This is a genomic window from Thalassospira alkalitolerans (assembly GCF_002115745.1).
GTDB lineage: Bacteria > Pseudomonadota > Alphaproteobacteria > Rhodospirillales > Thalassospiraceae > Thalassospira > Thalassospira alkalitolerans.
In genome coordinates this window covers 358862-376530 of record NZ_JFKB01000002.1, presented here as the reverse complement: position 1 = coordinate 376530, position 17669 = coordinate 358862, and the positions used below count along the sequence as shown (strand labels likewise).

General features: G+C 54.2%; 26 protein-coding genes. All 26 read left to right on the top strand.

The genetic code is table 11. From position 1 onward, the window contains the following. Positions 1–137: 137 nt before the first annotated feature. A complete protein-coding gene (locus TALK_RS04790; RefSeq protein WP_085616389.1) occupies positions 138–383 on the top strand; it encodes a DUF2312 domain-containing protein in 246 nt (81 codons plus the stop codon). Positions 384–386: 3 nt separating this feature from the next. Next, complete coding sequence (locus TALK_RS04785) at positions 387–686, top strand: hypothetical protein (protein ID WP_085616386.1); 300 nt, start codon at positions 387–389, stop codon at positions 684–686. A 114-nt stretch (positions 687–800) separates the two neighbouring features. Continuing rightward, a complete protein-coding gene (locus TALK_RS04780; RefSeq protein WP_169714940.1) occupies positions 801–1457 on the top strand; it encodes an MT-A70 family methyltransferase in 657 nt (218 codons plus the stop codon). Continuing rightward, the gene (locus TALK_RS04775) at positions 1454–1840 is read left to right on the top strand and encodes an ASCH domain-containing protein (RefSeq protein WP_085616384.1); all 387 of its coding nucleotides are present in this window, start codon (positions 1454–1456) and stop codon (positions 1838–1840) included. Before TALK_RS04780 ends, TALK_RS04775 begins: the two co-directional genes overlap by 4 nt. Before the next feature lie 53 nt (positions 1841–1893). Further along, positions 1894–2109: a hypothetical protein gene (locus TALK_RS04770; RefSeq protein WP_139833715.1), complete on the top strand. Its 216-nt coding sequence runs from the start codon at positions 1894–1896 to the stop codon at positions 2107–2109. Next, positions 2106–2321, top strand: coding sequence for a hypothetical protein (locus tag TALK_RS04765; protein ID WP_085616379.1), 216 nt, complete (start codon positions 2106–2108; stop codon positions 2319–2321). The genes TALK_RS04770 and TALK_RS04765 overlap by 4 nt, the downstream gene beginning before the upstream one ends. Further along, positions 2314–2724, top strand: coding sequence for a hypothetical protein (locus TALK_RS04760; protein ID WP_085616376.1), 411 nt, complete (start codon positions 2314–2316; stop codon positions 2722–2724). Before TALK_RS04765 ends, TALK_RS04760 begins: the two co-directional genes overlap by 8 nt. Further along, positions 2717–3148: a regulatory protein GemA gene (locus TALK_RS04755; RefSeq protein WP_085616373.1), complete on the top strand. Its 432-nt coding sequence runs from the start codon at positions 2717–2719 to the stop codon at positions 3146–3148. Before TALK_RS04760 ends, TALK_RS04755 begins: the two co-directional genes overlap by 8 nt. Further along, entirely contained in the window at positions 3138–3560 is a 423-nt protein-coding gene (locus tag TALK_RS04750) for a helix-turn-helix domain-containing protein (protein ID WP_169714939.1), read from the top strand. Before TALK_RS04755 ends, TALK_RS04750 begins: the two co-directional genes overlap by 11 nt. A gap of 66 nt (positions 3561–3626) precedes the next feature. Beyond that, positions 3627–4112 (top strand): D-Ala-D-Ala carboxypeptidase family metallohydrolase, encoded by a 486-nt coding sequence (locus TALK_RS04745; protein ID WP_085616368.1) that lies wholly within the window; start codon positions 3627–3629, stop codon positions 4110–4112. Then, positions 4109–4684 (top strand): 3TM-type holin, encoded by a 576-nt coding sequence (locus TALK_RS04740; protein WP_085616366.1) that lies wholly within the window; start codon positions 4109–4111, stop codon positions 4682–4684. The genes TALK_RS04745 and TALK_RS04740 overlap by 4 nt, the downstream gene beginning before the upstream one ends. A gap of 4 nt (positions 4685–4688) precedes the next feature. After that, positions 4689–4910: a hypothetical protein gene (locus TALK_RS04735; protein WP_085616363.1), complete on the top strand. Its 222-nt coding sequence runs from the start codon at positions 4689–4691 to the stop codon at positions 4908–4910. Then, the gene (locus TALK_RS04730) at positions 4910–5410 is read left to right on the top strand and encodes a DUF1804 family protein (protein ID WP_085616360.1); all 501 of its coding nucleotides are present in this window, start codon (positions 4910–4912) and stop codon (positions 5408–5410) included. The genes TALK_RS04735 and TALK_RS04730 overlap by 1 nt, the downstream gene beginning before the upstream one ends. After that, positions 5403–7118 carry a phage terminase large subunit gene (terL, locus tag TALK_RS04725; RefSeq protein WP_085616357.1) on the top strand — a complete coding sequence of 572 codons (1716 nt, stop codon included), beginning with the start codon at positions 5403–5405 and terminating at the stop codon, positions 7116–7118. Before TALK_RS04730 ends, terL begins: the two co-directional genes overlap by 8 nt. Beyond that, on the top strand, positions 7069–8580 hold the full coding sequence (locus TALK_RS04720; RefSeq protein WP_085616354.1) for a DUF935 domain-containing protein: 1512 nt from the start codon (positions 7069–7071) through the stop codon (positions 8578–8580). The genes terL and TALK_RS04720 overlap by 50 nt, the downstream gene beginning before the upstream one ends. Further along, positions 8567–9880, top strand: coding sequence for a phage head morphogenesis protein (locus TALK_RS04715; RefSeq protein WP_085616351.1), 1314 nt, complete (start codon positions 8567–8569; stop codon positions 9878–9880). Before TALK_RS04720 ends, TALK_RS04715 begins: the two co-directional genes overlap by 14 nt. A gap of 240 nt (positions 9881–10120) precedes the next feature. Next, positions 10121–11230, top strand: a complete 1110-nt coding sequence (locus TALK_RS04710) for a hypothetical protein (protein ID WP_085616348.1) — start codon at positions 10121–10123, stop codon at positions 11228–11230. Between the two features lie 297 nt (positions 11231–11527). Beyond that, positions 11528–12643 (top strand): hypothetical protein, encoded by a 1116-nt coding sequence (locus tag TALK_RS04705; RefSeq protein ID WP_085616345.1) that lies wholly within the window; start codon positions 11528–11530, stop codon positions 12641–12643. Beyond that, positions 12640–13017 carry a hypothetical protein gene (locus TALK_RS04700; protein ID WP_085616343.1) on the top strand — a complete coding sequence of 126 codons (378 nt, stop codon included), beginning with the start codon at positions 12640–12642 and terminating at the stop codon, positions 13015–13017. The genes TALK_RS04705 and TALK_RS04700 overlap by 4 nt, the downstream gene beginning before the upstream one ends. 31 nt (positions 13018–13048) lie before the next feature. Continuing rightward, on the top strand, positions 13049–13978 hold the full coding sequence (locus tag TALK_RS04695) for a capsid protein (RefSeq protein WP_085616340.1): 930 nt from the start codon (positions 13049–13051) through the stop codon (positions 13976–13978). A 28-nt stretch (positions 13979–14006) separates the two neighbouring features. Then, positions 14007–14396: a hypothetical protein gene (locus tag TALK_RS04690; RefSeq protein WP_085616338.1), complete on the top strand. Its 390-nt coding sequence runs from the start codon at positions 14007–14009 to the stop codon at positions 14394–14396. Positions 14397–14479: 83 nt separating this feature from the next. Then, complete coding sequence (locus tag TALK_RS04685) at positions 14480–14878, top strand: gp436 family protein (protein ID WP_085616336.1); 399 nt, start codon at positions 14480–14482, stop codon at positions 14876–14878. Beyond that, positions 14875–15369: a phage virion morphogenesis protein gene (locus TALK_RS04680; RefSeq protein WP_085616334.1), complete on the top strand. Its 495-nt coding sequence runs from the start codon at positions 14875–14877 to the stop codon at positions 15367–15369. Before TALK_RS04685 ends, TALK_RS04680 begins: the two co-directional genes overlap by 4 nt. Then, positions 15366–15947, top strand: coding sequence for a phage protein Gp37 (locus TALK_RS04675; protein ID WP_085616332.1), 582 nt, complete (start codon positions 15366–15368; stop codon positions 15945–15947). The genes TALK_RS04680 and TALK_RS04675 overlap by 4 nt, the downstream gene beginning before the upstream one ends. Continuing rightward, positions 15944–16168, top strand: a complete 225-nt coding sequence (locus tag TALK_RS04670; protein ID WP_085616330.1) for a DUF2635 domain-containing protein — start codon at positions 15944–15946, stop codon at positions 16166–16168. The genes TALK_RS04675 and TALK_RS04670 overlap by 4 nt, the downstream gene beginning before the upstream one ends. A gap of 5 nt (positions 16169–16173) precedes the next feature. Further along, positions 16174–17655 (top strand): phage tail sheath subtilisin-like domain-containing protein, encoded by a 1482-nt coding sequence (locus TALK_RS04665; protein WP_085616328.1) that lies wholly within the window; start codon positions 16174–16176, stop codon positions 17653–17655. Positions 17656–17669 lie beyond the last annotated feature (14 nt).

The window sequence follows — 17669 nt, the reverse complement described above, 5'->3', positions numbered from 1 at the left end:
AATAGCCTCTGATGTTTGTTTTGCGAGCTGGAGATGTCGGTTCAAACCCGACCAGACCCTAGCCGGAGTAGCGCCCGGCCCGCACCAACGCTGAGTTTGAAGACCGAGCAAAAAGAACACAAACAAGGAACCAAAACATGACGGAAGTAGGAGGCATAGCCGCAGATCAACTCGCCTCATATGTCGAGCGGATCGAACGGCTGGAAGAAGAAAAGGCCAACATGATGGCCGACATCAAGGAAGTTTACGGCGAAGCCAAAGCCCTTGGCTATGACGTGAAAATCCTGCGCGACATAATCCGCCTTCGCAAAATGGAAGACCACCAGCGCAGCGAACAGGAAGAAATTCTTGAAACCTACAAACGTGCGCTGGGGATGTCCTGAACCATGCAGAGGACCGTTTCACAAACCCCAAACGCCGAGAAAGCACTGAACGATCTGTCAGTGCTGGCGGCGGGGTTTGTGCGCGGTTGCCGCAATCCCAAGCGCAAGCAGCACATTCTCGAAACCATCCGCAAAGCGAACCAAGCGTTGAGGACCGGGGAAGCTATGCAAAATAGCCTGCAAATTCCCACTGATCCTGAACAGTTGATTCGCGCTTACCTCGATGCCAACGGCGATTGGCGGTCTCTTGTGGCCGCGATTAACCGCATGGCGTTAGAGGGCGCAACCCGGAGGCAACAATGACCCACGAGACCAAATGCCCTGCCTGTGAAGGTGAAGGATGGCTGTGGATATGGCCCTGCGATGTTTGTGACGGCGATGGGAAGGCCCGCGAAAGTGATGATGGAGATCAGGACAGTGAGTAAGCAACTCGCCAAACACTTTGCCAAAATCCGTCCGGTTGGTGGTTTTCCCGTCATCCTTGTGGACTTCCCATGGGACTTCAAGAACTGGTCGGCGCTTGGCGAGGCAAAGAATGCTAAGGCGCACTATGACTGCATGAGCATTGAAGAGATCAAGCAGTTTCCGTTGGCCAATCTGGCCGCAAAGGATTGCGTTTTGCTGATGTGGGTGACATGGCCGCTCATGCCGCACTGGAACCCGGTCATCGAAGCCCTTGGCTTTGAATACGCTTCGCTGGGCTGGGAATGGCGGAAGTTCAATCCCAAAACCGGCAAGTATGCCTTTGGTGGCGGGTATGGCACGCGCAAGAACCTTGAGCCCTGCCTGATGTGTACGCGGGGCAACCCATCCCTGAAATCAGAACTGCCAGACGATCTGTTCGGCATGGGTCGCGTGCCAGAGGGGGTGAGGTCCGTGCGCGACTGGATCGAGTGGTGGCCGGACGATGAAATCCGCGCCGCGTCACGGGAACATTCCCGCAAGCCCGATGAGCAATATGACCGGATCGAAACGATGTTCGATGGTCCTTACATCGAACTGTTTGCCCGCCAGCGCCGCAAAGGCTGGACCGCATGGGGCAATCAGGTCGACAAATTTGGAGAGGCAGCATGACGTTCCAGTTTCCCAGAATTGCACTGAGCATCCGCCAGCCATGGCCACACCACATTCTTTTTGACGGCAAGCCGGTGGAAAACCGTTCGTGGCTAACCCGTTTTCGTGGATCGTTTCTGATCCATGCCAGCGCCACCTTCGACGGAAAGGCTGCTGAACGCCGGGAGTTTACCGCCGAGCATCCAGACAGCCCGCTCGGCGGGATTGTGGGGATGGCCACCATTACGGATTGCGTCACATCGATGCACAGCGAGTGGTTTTTCGGTCCTTACGGATTTGTCCTGGTCAACCCGACACCGCTTGAGTTCGTGCCCTGCAAGGGAAAGCTCGGCTTCTTCACGCCTGACATCGATTTCAGCCTTCTGAAAGTGAGGGCGTCGTGACTTGGGAACACAAAGCAATATCCATCATTTCGAAGGTTCATAACAACATTCGAGTGAACGCTTCGTTCGATGAACGCAAAAAAGCTGTCCAAAAGGCCTATCCGTGGGGGTGTCGAAGCGGCTGGCCATACAAGGCGTGGCTGAAAGCACAACGCCGATATCTCGCCCGCTATGCACCAAAGAACGAGATCGCAAAGAAACTGCCGCCAACACCGCTTGAACAGATGATCGCCAAGGCAAAAGCCCAAACACCGGGAGAGCAACAGTGAGCAAATTGAAACTTGAAGGCCGGACATATGGCTACAACTGCGTCGCCTATAAAATTGGTAAAAAATGGTTCTGCTGGATGGCTATCAAGCAATTTCTAGCGGCATGGGCGGTTGGATTTGAAATCGCCGACCGGACCTTGATCCTGTTTTTCGGACCATTGGCATTTGCAATGGGACGGATTGAGCCAAAAGAGGGAAAAACCAATGCCTGATCCCGATAAATGGAAACAGATAGAAGAAACCCTCAAGGGTGTTTTCGGAAAGATCAAGGTGCAGGCTGATGGCTATGAGTTGACGCTTACCAAAAGCATTGATCGTGAACGCCTTGTGACTTTGGTTCACGTAAATGGCGAAATCAAAGGTAAATGGTTCCGCGCAAAGAATGGGAAGCCGCTCTACCCAGAAGCTCGATTTTGGTTCCCGATGCGCCGCAGGGCATGGCCTATCAAAAAACACTCCGAACTCAAAAAGGCTTTTGGAAAAAGGGAAGCTGATCAGATGACTGCGCTGGAAACCGTGTGTTTCTCTCCAATGTGGACCAGCCCTCGGTCACTGATCGCGCACCTGAAAAAGCACTTCCCAGAGTTGGAGATTGTGGAGGATAGCAATGTCTAAATCCTCCACATGGCAAGCACTCAACCGTCAAATCCGTGCTGCTGAAAAGGAACGCGGCATAGATCGTGATGCGCATGAGGCGTTGGTGCTTCAGGTCACCGGCAAAGCCAGCCTTGGTGACTGCGCGGATTCGGAAATGCGCAAGATCGTCGCGCATCTGAACGGCACCCGTGTCGGGTTCAAACCATCGGCCAAAGGGTTTGTCCGCAAGATTTGGGCGCTGTGGGGCAGTCTCAAGAAAGCCGGGGCGCTGAGTGCGACCGACACAGATGCCGCCTTGCTGGTTTTCGTCAACAAACACCTGAATGGTCGCCAGTTTGCCAATATTCGGCAACTGGACTGGCTGACCTATGACGAAGCCGCCCCGGTGATCGAGGCGCTTAAGGATTGGGATCACCGCGTAAAAGCCGGGGGTGCTGACTGATATGCCGGAAATCGGTTCGACATACGGGATTGAGGACGTTGCGAAACTGGTTTCGCAACGTGCTGCCATGCGCCTTGTCGAAACCTTCCCCGGTACCGTCCTCTATATTCCGAAAAAAGTAACGGAAAACCATGAGTTATTGGTCATCGGCCCCGATGATGCAGCCGCGATTTCGCTTGAATTCGGCGGTAATCACATCACCGTTCCGATGTCCTTTATCAGCCCGCGCAAACGTCGCCTCTTGATTTACCGTCTCGCATCCGAGAATATGAGCCGCCGTCAAATTGCCCTGCGCACAGGATGCACCGAACGCCGCGTGTATCAAATCCTGAGCGATGCAGGCTGGACCGATGACCGTCAAACCTCTCTTTTTGATGATATTTCGGCATCTACCCTGAAATTTTCAGACTAATTTTTATCAGTCTGTCGAGCGACCTTCAATGCAACCGAACATTACCGCTTGCATTGAGGCCCTCAAATGTCCCCGCTTTCACCAGATGAACTGAACCAGCGCCTTTCGACGCATTTCACGCTTCGTGAAGCGGTCAAATCGAATGTCGCCATGCGTCACGGGATCGACAACACCCCTCCGCTTGAGCTGATCCCGGCAATGGTTCGTGTTGCCGAACATATTCTTGAACCGGTGCGGGCGCAGTTTCGCGCCCCCATCGTCCCGTCGAGCTTCTATCGGTGCCCGGCACTCAACACCGCAGTCGGCAGCACAAATCCGAACAGCCAGCACACCAAGGGAGAGGCTGTTGATTTCGAGATTGCCGGTTTCACCAATTACGAGATCGCTAAATGGATCTCCGAGAACCTCGATTTCGATCAGTTGATCCTTGAATGCTATGTGCCGGGCGACCCTTCGTCGGGCTGGGTGCATGTTTCCTATGCCAGCATTTCAGAAAACCGCCGTGAAATCCTGCATTACAACGGCAAATTCTATGCGCCGGGGTTGTCATGAACTGGGGAGACATTGGCAATCTGGTTTCCAAAGCCGCTCCGCTTGTCGGAACGGCCTTACTCGGCCCTGCCGGTGGAGCTATCGGTGCTGGGTTGGCCTCGTTGTTCGGGGTAGAGCCAGAGCCCGATAAAATCGCCCAAGCGATCAACTCCGATCCTGATGCTTTGGTAAAAATCCGCAAATTCGAGATCGAGAACCAAACCGATCTCGCAAAAGCCGTCATTCAATCCGCCACCGCCGACATCAAGGCAGTGAACGAGACGATGCAAACTGAGGCAAAGTCAGACGATTGGTGGGTGTCAGGGTGGCGACCCTACTGGGGGTTTGCCAGTGCCACTGCATGGGCCTTTCTCGCAGCATGTCTTGGTGTCGCGATTTTGAAAGGTGATGGCGTGGGAATTGCGCTGTCAGTCTTTAACGCAGTTCCCGAGACATTCTGGCTGATCCCACTAGCGGTTCTTGGCATCGCGTCATGGCACCGAGGTCATGAGAAACGAGCCCGCGCAGAAGGTGGCGCATGGGGTAATGCCAACAGCTTGGTCAACGGCGTAATCAAGAAAATTAAGGGGTAAAAAAGTGGTCGATGATGTGAGTTATCAGTTGGGTGAAATTAAAGGGCTGTTGCATGGCATCAGCAATAATGTCACCGAGCTTTCGGGCAAGGTTGACGGCATGGATAGCCGTTTACGCAATGTCGAAAAACGGGCGGCCATTAACGGTGCCATATCAGGTGGTGTGATCAGCGCCACCATTGCCGGTGTGATCGCAGGCTTCAAAGCCAGTACCGGAGGCGTGTAATGGCGCATGCGCCCGAGATCAAATCCCGCGCACGCGCCCTTTACGTTTTCGACCGCTACGATCTGACCAAAGTGGCCGAACGCATCGGCGTTTCTGTCGGCACGGTTCGACGCTGGAAATCTCAGGCCGGTGCCGAAGGCGATTGCTGGGACCGATCCAGAACCGCTGCCAGCATGGCCAGCACCGGCACGGACAACATGGTCACGATGCTGGTTGAGGATTATGTGCAACTGCATCTGGCGGTGATTGAGGATTTGAAAACTGCCAAGGACATCAAGCCAATGGACAAGGCCGAAGCCCTTGCCGGTCTGGCAGATGCCTTCAACAAAACGATCAACGCCGCTGGTCGTGCATCGCCGAAAATCTCCGAACTGGCCGTTGCCCAAGATGTCATCAAACGCCTTGGCGATTATGTTGCCGAACAGTTCCCTCAGCACGGCGAAGCCTTTGTCGAAATCCTGCAACCCTTCGGCACGGAGCTGAGTGCGGTTTATGGCTAGACGCGAACGCCTTACCCCCAAGCAGTTCGAAAAATCCCTTGCGGAATACCGCGAGGGCTTTGTGCGTAATCTGGAAGCCCGCTGTTCGGGTTTCGATCCAGACCCGGTCGCATCGAAGCATCGTCGCGACAAAGGCCGTAAGGCTTTCGAGTATTTCGCCCGCACCTATTTCCCGCATTATATTCGCGGCAAGAAAGACCCGAAGACCGGCAAGGAAAAGCCGATCAATCTCAGCGAACTGCATCAGTATTTTTGCAAACGATTTCCCGAGATTGTCGAAGATGACGAAGGTGTCAGCGAAGTGGTTGCCGCCCCGCGTGGTGAAGCAAAGTCAACCTATTGCCTGATCTTTGCGGTGTGGTGCACGGTCTATGAGTTAAAGCATTACATGCTCTACATCATGGATGTGTTCGAGCAGGCATCTGTCGTGATCGAAGCGTTCAAGGTGGAGATGGAGGGCAATCCCCGTCTGAGGAATGATTTCCCCAAGGCAACGGGCCAAGGCCCTGTTTGGCAAGCCGGTGTTTGCGTCACGAACAACAATGTCAAGTTTCATGCACGCGGTGCGGGCCAGCGGGTGCGTGGCCTCAAACACGGGCCGTATCGCCCCGACCTTGGTTTCCTTGACGATATCGAGAACGATGAGAACGTCCGCACCCCGGAACAACGGGACAAGCTGGAAAGCTGGCTCGACAAGGGTGTCGAGAACCTTGGTGAAGCCGGGGAAAAGTTCGACATTTTCTATGTCGGCACCGTGTTGCACTATGATTCGGTTCTGGTCCGCAAAATGAAGAACGCCATGTGGCGTGCCGTCAAGTTCCAGTCAATTATCCGTTGGCCCGACCGCATGGACCTTTGGGACAAGTGGGAAGAAATTTTACTCAACGAGGGCAAGAAGGAAGCCCGAGATTTCTATGCAAAACACCGCGCCAAAATGGATCAGGGTGCCGTCGTCAGTTGGCCGCAGAAGCGCCCGCTTCTGTTCCTCATGGAACTACGCGCCAAAATCAAGCACGGCCCATTCTCTGCCGAACAACAAAACGAAGCGATTGACGAAAACGCCTCGTTCCAGTCCTTCACCTATTGGGTGCAGTTCGAGCCGGATTGGGTCTATTTCGGCGCATGTGACCCGTCGCTCGGCAAGAAGGGCAAGGGTCGCGACCCGTCTGCAATTCTTGTTGGTGGGTATGATCGCCGCGAAGGTCAACTCGCCGTTATTGAGGCCTCAATTCGCAAGCGCGTCCCCAAGGTCATCATCAGCAACATCATCGAGTTTCAGAAGAAATATCGCTGCATCGCGTGGGGTATCGAAACGGTTCAGTTTCAGGAATTCCTGCGTACCCAGTTGATTGATGAAGCACTCCGCCAGCACGTCATGCTCAACGGTGTTCCAATCAATCAAAGCACCGATAAGGATTTGCGGATCGAAAGCCTTCAGGTGCCGATTTCGGACGGTCGGATCAAACTGCATCCAAGCCAGCGGACCCTTATCACCCAGCTTGAACAATGGCCGAATGGCGATCACGACGATGGGCCGGACGGACTTGAAATGCTTTGGAACCTTTCTGTGACCTATTCCAGTCCGCTTGACATGCGGACATCAGGAAATCGCGCATCGCATCACGCATTCGGACAACAGCATTCAAGCATTTCGGTAAATGGTGAATACGGCGCAGCTTCGGGTGCGCTCAACTGGCGAGGCTGGTAAAATGGCAAAGAAGAACAAGAAACAGGCGAAGACGCAAAAGCCGGTCGTGACCGAAGTCGCAGGCGTTAAAAGCGATCTTGCGTTGGCGGCACTTGTCAATGAAATCACCACGCCGAACGATACAATCCTCAAAAGTATCGGTGGTCGCTATGAGGAATACAAAGCGCTCCTGCGCGATGATCAGGTCAAGGCCGCGTTCAGCCAGCGTCTGGACGCGATGGTCGCCAAGGAAATCATTGTCGAACCGGGCGGCGATTCCCCAGCCGACAAGAAAGCCGCTGAATTTATCAAGTCTCAGCTTGAAGCCATCGATTTTGATGCCGCCTGCCGCAAGATGGCGCATGCGCAATTCTATGGCTACTCCATTGCCGAAATCCTGTGGGCTTTCGATGGTGCACAGGTCGTCATTGACGGGATCAAGGTGCGCAAATTTGACCGTTTCCGGTTTGATGGTGCTGGCCGGTTGCGCCTGATCACCAAAACCAGCCCCAAGGGCGAGTTTATGCCTGAGCGCAAGTTCTGGGTTTCAACAGTTGAGACTGATAACGACGATGATCCCTATGGGCTTGGGCTTGCCCACTTCCTTTACTGGCCGGTTTACCTCAAACGCAATGGGTTGCGCTTTTGGGCTGTGGCGTTGGAAAAGTTCGGCATGCCGACCGCTGTTGGCAAACATCACCCCGGCGCAAGTGAGGCCGATGTTAGCAATCTTCTGAGCCTGTTATCGGCCATTCATGGGCAGGCGGCTGTCACGGTGCCGGATGGGCAGGAAATCAGTTTGCTCGAAGCGGTGCGAACTTCTGGCGGGGATCACAAGGAATTCGTTGCTTACCTTGATGCCATGATTGCCAAAGTAATCGTTGGCCAGACATCGACAACCGATACCGGTTCTTTTCGCGGCACGGCCAATGTTCACAAGGATGTTCGTGACGAAATCATTAAAGCCGATACCGATCTTCTATGCGGCACGTTCAATAGCGGGCCAGTTCGATGGTTGACGGAATGGAACTTTCCCGGCGCAAAACCGCCGCGTGTCTGGCGCGTGCTTGACGACAACGAGGATCTCGACAACCGGGTCAAGCGGGACAAAGAAATCTATGAAATGGGCTTTGAGCCCGACCTTGATTACATCACCTCGACCTATGGTGGAAAGTGGACAAAGCGGAACACTCAAACCAAGCAAGACGAGCAGCAAAGCACAGACTTTGCCGAGGGCAATCCCGATGCCATCAACCGGGCTGTTGAAGACGGGCTGACAGACTGGCAACCCATGATGGACCCGGTACTGCAACCGATCCTTGATCTGGTCGAAGGGGCTGCATCCTTTGAGGAAATCAAAACACGCCTTCCCGAGATTTATGGCGACATGGATGTCTCGAAAGTGCGTGAAACCCTTTCGCGACTGACATTCGCCACCGAAGTTGCCACCCGCGCCGGAGCGGACCTTGATGGCAACGATTGATCTTGAAGCCGTCGCCCCCGAGGCCGCAATCAAATCGTTTGAGCGCAAGGGTCTCGAAATCTCGTTCGACTGGCGCGATGTTGATGCCGATGAACATGCCCGTAACTTCACCGTGGCCAAGGGCATGCGCCTTGATGTTCTGAACGACATACGTGTCGCCGTCGATGATGCCTTGCGCAACGGCACAACGCTTGATCAGTTCAAGAAAGACCTAACACCAACGCTGCAAGCAAAGGGCTGGTGGGGCAAGCAGTTGATGTCCGATCCGCTGACAGGCGAAGATCGTCTGGTACAGTTGGGATCACCCCACCGGCTGCGCACGATCTTTGATGTCAACATGCGGGCATCCTATGCGGCAGGTAAATGGAAACGCGCCAAGGACATGGCCGGGCGCGTCCAGTCGCAAAGTGGGCAGAAGGTCTATTTGCGCTATGTATCCGTTCGGGATGATCAGACACGGCCTGCACATGCAAATCTGCATGGCACCGTTCTCCCGCTGGATCATACCTTCTGGGATACACATTACCCGCCAAACGGCTGGGGGTGTCGTTGCACCATCCAGATCATGACCGAACGGCAGGTCAAGCGCATGGGATACGAGGTTTCACCCGATCCCGAAGTAAAAACCCGTGAATGGTTCAATGCCCGTACCGGCGAGGTATCAAATATCCCCGAGGGTATCGACCCGGGCTGGAGCCACAATGTCGGCAAGTCGGCAACCCGCGCAGAAGCCGGGCGGGTCTTTGCCGAAAAGCTGCGTTTAGCCCCGCCTGATATCGCGGCCCTGGCATTGAAATCTGACCCGGATGTCGTTGCTGAAATCCAGAACAGCTATGGTTTGTTTTTTGATGACGTTGTCGCCACCGGAAAGGCACGCGGAGAACGGCGTGTGATCGGTGCGTTCTCGCCGCGCACGGTTGAACGGCTGAGTGACTTCGATCAGTTCCCCGAAAATGCGGCCATTACCATTGGCGACAAGGACGTGCTGCATCTGCTACGCGATGCCAAAAAAACCCGCAAACAGGCTGTATCGGAATCATTCGTGCACAACCTGCCAACCGAACTGGCCAATGCCAAGGCGGTGCTTTTTGACACAGAAGACCCCGCACTGATCTATGTGTTCGATGCCCAAGGAAACCGCAAAGGCAAACTTGTCGTCAGGATTGACTATTATCAACGTGTTCGGGGGACTGATGGCAAACGCCGTGACATTCGGGTGAATGCAGCAAGAACGGCAGGAGTTGTTCAACCTGAAAATCTGCGTGACCAGAAATACAAGCTGCTTGATGGAGAGCTGTAAGGAAGAAATACGGTTGCCGTCCCTTACGTGACATGGGGCTTGCTGCTACTGGCCCGAAGGTCAGCACTCTGGGCTCACGAATTTCACCAGAATTTCCGGCAACCGCGGGCGTTATAATAACTGAATGTCACTATTTATGGAACAAACAATCTTATAGAGTAAAACTTTAACTCCACTCTCAATTCGTGTTTAATCAATCATCCGTTGTGTCGGTCGAAAATCCCTGTTTTGGAGATAAGCTTGAAAATTGATGATGGTGAACTTCTAAATCGCGAGTTCTGGACACAAGACCCTGAAAGTCTTGGTGGATTGATCGACCACCTACCCAACAGCACGGAAGTTCCCATCATAGAGTTTCAGTACGATCTGACGCGGTCCCCACCCGAGGAAAGCATTAAAGTTAAATGCGTACATTGCAAAGTTAGTCAACCCAATCATTCTAAGGGATTTGTCCTAAAATTGCCGAACTCCGGTGAGCGTTTCTTGATTGGCCATGTTTGTGGAAAATTGCACTACTCTGCAAAATTTGAACAAGTAAGAAGAGAATTTAAGGATCAGCGGAAGAGAAGTCTGCAACTTCAGCGTTTAGGAAGAATTCAAGTCGCTTTTCCGAAGTTCATCGAAAGCTTGGATATCATATGCCAGCATCCTACTTTCGCAACTTATGACGAACTCAATATTACGCTTATCGATAAATTTTCTGACTTGCAGCATGCTTTAGCATCGTCATCGGGCGAGCTCAAAATACCCGTAGAGGTTCGAGATCATGCTCGAGAACTGAACGGAACTAACAATTATGAAGCGGAAAAAGAAGAATGGGATAACCTAACTGTAACCGCGAAGAAAAACCTGCGAGCAGAAGGGATCAAGCCACCAGAACCCCCAAAATACTATAAGACCCAATTTAAGGTCGTAGGGAGGTTCAACGGCCTCGACTTTACGCGTCGACAATCACAAACGGTCGATGAGCTAACCCGAATATCTAACCTTCTCAAAGCTTCCTATAAAGAACTGAGCACTATTCAAACCAACACACTGCGTACAAGCGAACTTGGAGCCCGACTTAAGGTGGTTTCTAAATTAGCAAATGAAATTCAAGGACTTGCAAGAAGGACGAATGCAATGACAGCATTCTTCCAGCCAGAAAATCTGGCAGCTATTGCGAGTTGGGCCAACCAGCACACTGATTTCCATGAACATTACTCAGCATCTGGATATAACTTGATGGCTACGGACAGTCGGTATGGAGGCAAGAAATATGTAGTTGGTTTGCCCTCCCCCACTCCATCCTTGCCCGACCTTAACGAATTACTTGAATTTATAGAACAGGCCGACTTAGCGACGCATTGAGCAATACGAAACATCAATTTCGATTGAGGCCGAAATTCGCCATAGAAGGCACTCATAATGCATTTAGGTTAGCGATACCGCTAACCTGATTTAGATAGCCGTTAGACCCCCGTTAGAGCACCAGCAAGACAACATTGTAACGTTCAATACACCCGTATCTATCTTGACGCTTCCCCTGAAATAATTCACGCTCCCTTCGCTTCACATCGAAAAAAACGGCAGTTCCCCTGAAATTTTCAGACTAATTTTCCCGTTTTGATACCGCGATAGTGACCTCTCCAACGAACGGAGAGCGACGTGAAGCGAATTCCCCTTTTCAAACCCGGCACCCATACGGCCATGACCGGCCAGACGATCTCGTTTGGTGAGAGCGATCTAGCTGCATCGGCTTCCGTCTATGATCCGGCATTGCATGAAAGCCCGCTTGTCGTCGGTCATCCGAAAACCGACGCCCCCGCCTATGGGTGGGTTAAAGGCCTTGAATTCTCCGATGGTGAACTTGTCGCCATCCCGCATCAGGTGAATGCCGATTTCGCCGAACTGGTCGCAAGCCATGCATATAAGAAAATCTCGGCATCCTTCTATCAGCCCAATCAACCCGGAAACCCAACACCGGGGAAATATTATCTCCGCCATGTAGGTTTCCTTGGTGCGCAACCACCCGCCGTCAAAGGCCTGCGTCCGGTCGAGTTTGCCGACGATGGCGACGATGGGTTTGTCACCATCGAATTTGGCGAGATCGAACCGCGTTCGATTGCCCGGATGTTCCGGGGCCTGCGCGACTTCCTGATCGAAAAATACGGACAGGAAGATGCCGACAAAGCCTTGCCGGGTTGGGATGTCGACTTCGTTGCCGAACAGGCGACCCAGCCGGAAACTGAACCGGCAACACCTTCACCGGCCTTTTCCGAAACGCCGGAACCTTCCCCCGCTCCAAAACCTGCACCAACGCCCAAGGAGGACACGGTGACCGATGAAGAATTGAAAGCACGCGAGGCGGAAATTGCCAAGCGTGAGGCCAGTTTTGCCGAAACGCAGGCACGCGCCAGTGCCGTCGAATTTGCAGATGGTCTGATCCGTGACGGCAAACTCGTGCCGGCACAAAAAGATCAGGTCGTTTCCCTCGCAACGCATCTGGCCGTGAATGCTGACGGCGAAATCAGCTTTGCCGAGGGCACCCCGGCAGTTGCTCCGCTCGATGCGTTTAAGGCCATTCTGGGTGCTGCACCCAAGGCCGTCGATTTCTCCGAGCATTCCGCTGCCGATGCCGATGGCAGCGAGAGTGTCGATTTCTCTGATCCCGTACAGTTGGCCAGCAAGGCAACCGCCTATCGCACCGAGCAGTCGGCCAAAGGGATCACGGTCAGCCATTCGCAGGCTGTTCGTCATGTCCAGAAGGAAGCCGGTAAATGAGCACCCTTGGTACCATCAAGAACTTCACCAGCGCCGGGGCGATTGCGCCATATCGCATTGTTGCGGCTGGCGCATCTGACGGCATTGTCAAACAGGCAACTGCCGCGAACGACAAGCTGCTGGGTTGCACCGGGATCGGTCGTGTCGATACCGCTGACAAGCGCATCGATGTTTGCCTCGACGGTCCCCAGAAAATCGAATTCGGCGGTGACGTCGAGTTTGGCGATCCGCTGACCAGCGATGCAGATGGCCGTGCTGTTGTGGCCGAACCGGCTGCGGGCGCAAATGCCCGCGTTGTCGGCACCGCTCTTGAAAGTGGTGGCCTGGGTGTGATCGGCGACGTTCACATCGTTCCTTCCACCCTTCAGGGCTGATTGACAGACCCGCACTCAGGAGTTTCGTTTTATGACTACCGGACAGTTTGAGGTCGATCCGACCCTGACCGCGATTGCGATTTCATATAGCAATCCGCTCTATACGTTGATCGCCGATCAGGTTTTGCCACGCGTGATCGTTCCCGCCCGCAAGTTCGAATGGCAGGAATATGATCTTGCCGAAGGTTACAGCGTGCCCGACACCCGTGTTGGTGCGCGTTCAGCGCCAAACCGTGTCGAGATTGAAGGCAAGAAAAAGAACGATGCCGTCGAGGATTTCGGTATCGACATTCCGCTCGACACCCCGACCATCGAAGAAGCCGAACAGGCAGGATACAACCCGCGTGATCGTGCCACAGAACGTGCAACCAACATCGTCATGCTTGATCGCGAGGTTCGCGTTGCTGGCCTGATTTCCAATGCTGCCCACTATCCCGCTGATCTGGTCAAGGCGCTCTCGGGAACCTCGATGTTTACCGACCCGACCGCCGACCCGGAAAAGGAAATCTCGGACATGCTGGACGAATGTCTGGTGCGCCCGAACCAGCTCACCTTCGGGCAGGTTGCTTGGTCAAAATTCCGTCGTCACCCGAAAATCGTCAAAGCAACCAATCGCAACTCCGGCGACAGCGGTGTCGCCGCACGCGAAGCCGTCGCCGAACTGTTAGAGGTTCAGAAAATCCTTATCGGGGCGTCACGCGTCAACACCACGAAACCCGGCGAAACCCCGGTCATCGAACGCGCATGGGGCAGCATCGTTTCTGGCCAGTTCATTGACGAAAGTGCCGACACCACGGGTGGCATCACCTTTGGCATGACGGCACAGCACGGCACCAAGGTTGCGGGTTCCACTCCGGCACAAATGGGCCTGCGCGGCGGCGAACTGATCCGTTCGGGCGAAACCGTCAAGGAACTGATCGTCGCAAATCATGCCGGTTTCCTTCTCTCCAACGTGGCGTAATACCACCCAAGCGCAAGGAAATTCCAACATGATTTATCCCGTTCTGATTACCGTCGACCATGACGGCAAGAAGACCAAACCCGGTGGCACGGTCGATTTGACGACCGAACAGGCCGCACCCCTAATCCGGGGAGGCTTCATCGGTTCCAAAGTGCAGAATGCGACGGCACAGGAAGAACCGGAAAACACCGGTACCGGCACCGAACCGACGAACGGTCCGACCAAAGAACCAGCCAGTGAACTTGACCGTGTGATCGAAGCCATTGGCAAGATCGATCCGGCCAAAACCGATCTCTTTACCGGGGCTGGCCAGCCGAAAACCGAAGCTATCGAGGACGTCAAAGGTATCGATTTCCCGGTCTCAGCCGCCCTGCGTAACGAGGCATGGGATCAGTTCCAAAAGCAACAAGCCGTCTAAGCGAAGACTGATCCCGAATTGCCGACCGGCGCTCTCCGCGTTCCCCGCCGGTCGGCAGTTCAAACCCAACAAGGTGAAACCAAATGGCATACGCTACCGCGACAGACATGGAAGCACGCTTCCCGACGAACGAATTGATCGAGCTGACCAATCAGAACGATCCATCTGTCGAGACGATCAATGCGGCTTCAATGTCTGTCGCGCTTGATGATGCCAGCGCCATTATTGATACAAATCTTGCTTCCCGGATGAGCACGCCGGTATCGCCCGCACCATCCGTACTTGTTTCGGTCTGTTGTGATCTTGCGCGATATCGCCTCTATGCAGGCCGTTCCACCGAGGAAGTCGAGAAGCGTTACGACAACGCGATCAAGCTGCTCAAACGCATTGCCGCTGGTGACATCGACATTGGCAGTCAGTCGTCCAGCAAGGCGGTCTTCACGACACCCGAACCGGTGTTTGTCGGAAAGGACATGCTATGAGCGGCATTTCCATTACCACCGACCAGCGCGATCTTGGCCGCATGAGCGGTCGCGTCATGAACTTCCTTGCCAATCTCGCGAACCCCCGCGAATTGCTGGAAGGATTCGGTGATGTGTTGTTGCTCAATATCGACCGTCGTTTCGAGGAAGGGCGCGGCCCGGATGGCGCACCATGGGAACCAACAGCGCGTGGTGGTCAAATCCTTGTAAAGACAGCGCGGTATCGCAACTCGTTCGACAAGCGTGTCACGGACCGCAGTGTCGCGGCTGGTACGAACGTGATCTATGCCAGCACCCATCAAAAAGGGGCTGTCATCAAGCCCAAGCGTGCACGTCTTCTGGCATTCACGATTGGTGGTGTGCCGGTCTTCGCCAAGCAGGTCACCATTCCGGCCCGTCCGGTTCTTGGTATTGCCGACGACGATATCAAAGGCATGCGGGGTGTGCTTGCCGAATTCATTCGTGCCGCCAAATCGGAGGCACGACCATGATTGCAATTCTTGAACAGGCATTGAAAGCCCGTTTGATCGCGCAACGGGATGCCAAGGGGATCCCGTTTCATATCGACACCTATAGCGGCCAGCTTGATGACGAATTGCTTGGTGTTCTCGCCCAGAAGGCACCATCGATCTACGTAACCTTTTCCGGCATGTCAAAGGCTCGGCAGATGCGCAATGGCGCACACAGCTTCGAAGCAACCTTTGTGCTGATAGTCGCGGGTAAATCGACCAATGACGAACATGCTCGTGGTGGCGGTCGCGGCGGCAAAATCATCGGCGCATTCGAACTGATCGATTTCAGTTTCTTTGCGACCTGCGATCTCGATCACGAGTTACTCGACCGGAAATTCGAACCTCAGCGGGTCACCAACCTGTTCAACGCCAAGGTCGGTCGCGAATACCTCGCGGTCTATGGCCTTGCGCTGACCTGCAAGCTCACGGTGACCGCCGACTGGGACATTGCCGAACTCGACGACTTTGAAACCATCCATCACACGGCAGCAATTGGCGGCGAAGGTTCGCCGGTCATGGAAACCGATCTGCCGCAAACCGAGGAAGAGGAAGCATGAACGCGCAGATTTACATCAAGCCGCGCAAGGGCATGACAATCCCTTTGCCCGATACCGGCGAAGTCATGGGTGCCGAGGGTGCATTTGTCCCGAACACCAGCTTTTACCGGCGCTTCATCAATCGTGGCGAAGCCGACAAGGCAAGCCCGCCGCGCCCTTCCACCCAAACCAAAACCGGCCCGAAATCCACAGCGGCCCAGGCTAACAAGGCTAAGGAGTAACCCCGATGGCTGATATCAGCTTTAACGCGATCCCGCTCGATATCTGGCGACCGGGCATCTATGTCGAAATCGACCCGACGCTTGCCTTGAACGGCCTGCCGGTCTTCAAACAGCGCACAGTGATGTTTGGCCAGCTTGGCACAGATGCAGAAGCCGTCGCAGGCAGTATCTATGACGTTATCACCAAGTCTGAAGCGTCCGTTTTGTTTGGCACGGATTCCATGCTGGTCGGGATGGTCGAATGTTTTCGCCTTCAAAACCCGTATCAGGAATTACTTGTTGTTCCGCTGGCAGAACTTGAAGCCGGTGTTGCGGCTAAAGTTACCCGCACGTTCGCGGGGTCAGCTACCCGCAGCTCGACTCAGCAGTTCTACATCAACAACAAACGCTACCAGCTTGGCATCGCCTCCGCTGAAGACGCGGACAGTGTTGCCGGACGCTTGGCGACAGTTCTGAATAACGACCCAAGTTGCCCGGTAGAGGCAACCGTCGACGGCGCAGACCTGACCCTGACCTGTAAGTGGAAGGGTGAAACCGGCAATGACATCGTATTCCGTACCCGCCACTACAACACCGATCAAAACACGCCGGGCTTAACGTTCGGCACAGGTGTTTTCGCCACTGGTGCAGGCAACCCGGATATGACGGCCGCCATTGATGCGCTGGATGATTTGACACAGTACCAAGGTTTCGTATCGCCTTTCACGGATGAAACGAACATGACCGCCCTACGTGCAGAACTCGATCTGCGTTGGGGGCCTCTTTCGGGTCTCGACGGTCGGGTTTTTGCCGCCAAACGTGCGGGTGTTGCTCAGATGGGAACTTATGCCAACTCCCAGAATTCCCAAAACGGCATTGTAATGGACACGACAGCAGATGCCCTTTCCGCGCCTTGGGATTGGGCCGCATCCACCGCAGGTGCTGTGATGTATTACGGTTCCATTGATCCTGCCCGTCCGTTTCAAACTCTTGAACTGAAAGACATCATGGGCGCGCCGGAAGGCAAACGCCGCATTGGTGCAGAAAATGAGTTGTTGCTGTCGAGCGGGGTGTCGACTCACACAATCGGGAACGATGGCAAAGTTCATATCGAACGCATGGTCACGACCTACAGTGAGAATGCGACCGGAGCCGAAGACACCGCTTACAAGTCGATCAATACGGTCATGATCATGTCGTACTACCGGCGATCCGTCATCAACCGGTTCAAGCTGAAATACCCTCGCCACAAACTGGCACTGTCGGGTCATCCAGCCGCCGGTCGGTCATCAAACATCATCACCCCTGAAACCGGTACTGCCGAGTTTCTTGCTCACTATCAGGCGATGGTTGAAGCAGGCCTTATGGACGATTTCGACGGTTACAAGGCCGACATCATCGCAAACAAAAACAGTCAAAAGCGCGGCCGTCTGGATGTTTTCGATCAACCGCGCCCGATTGACCAGTTCCACCAGCTTGCGGTGCGCTCTGCGTTCCGCCTGATCTGATCAAAGAAAGGACG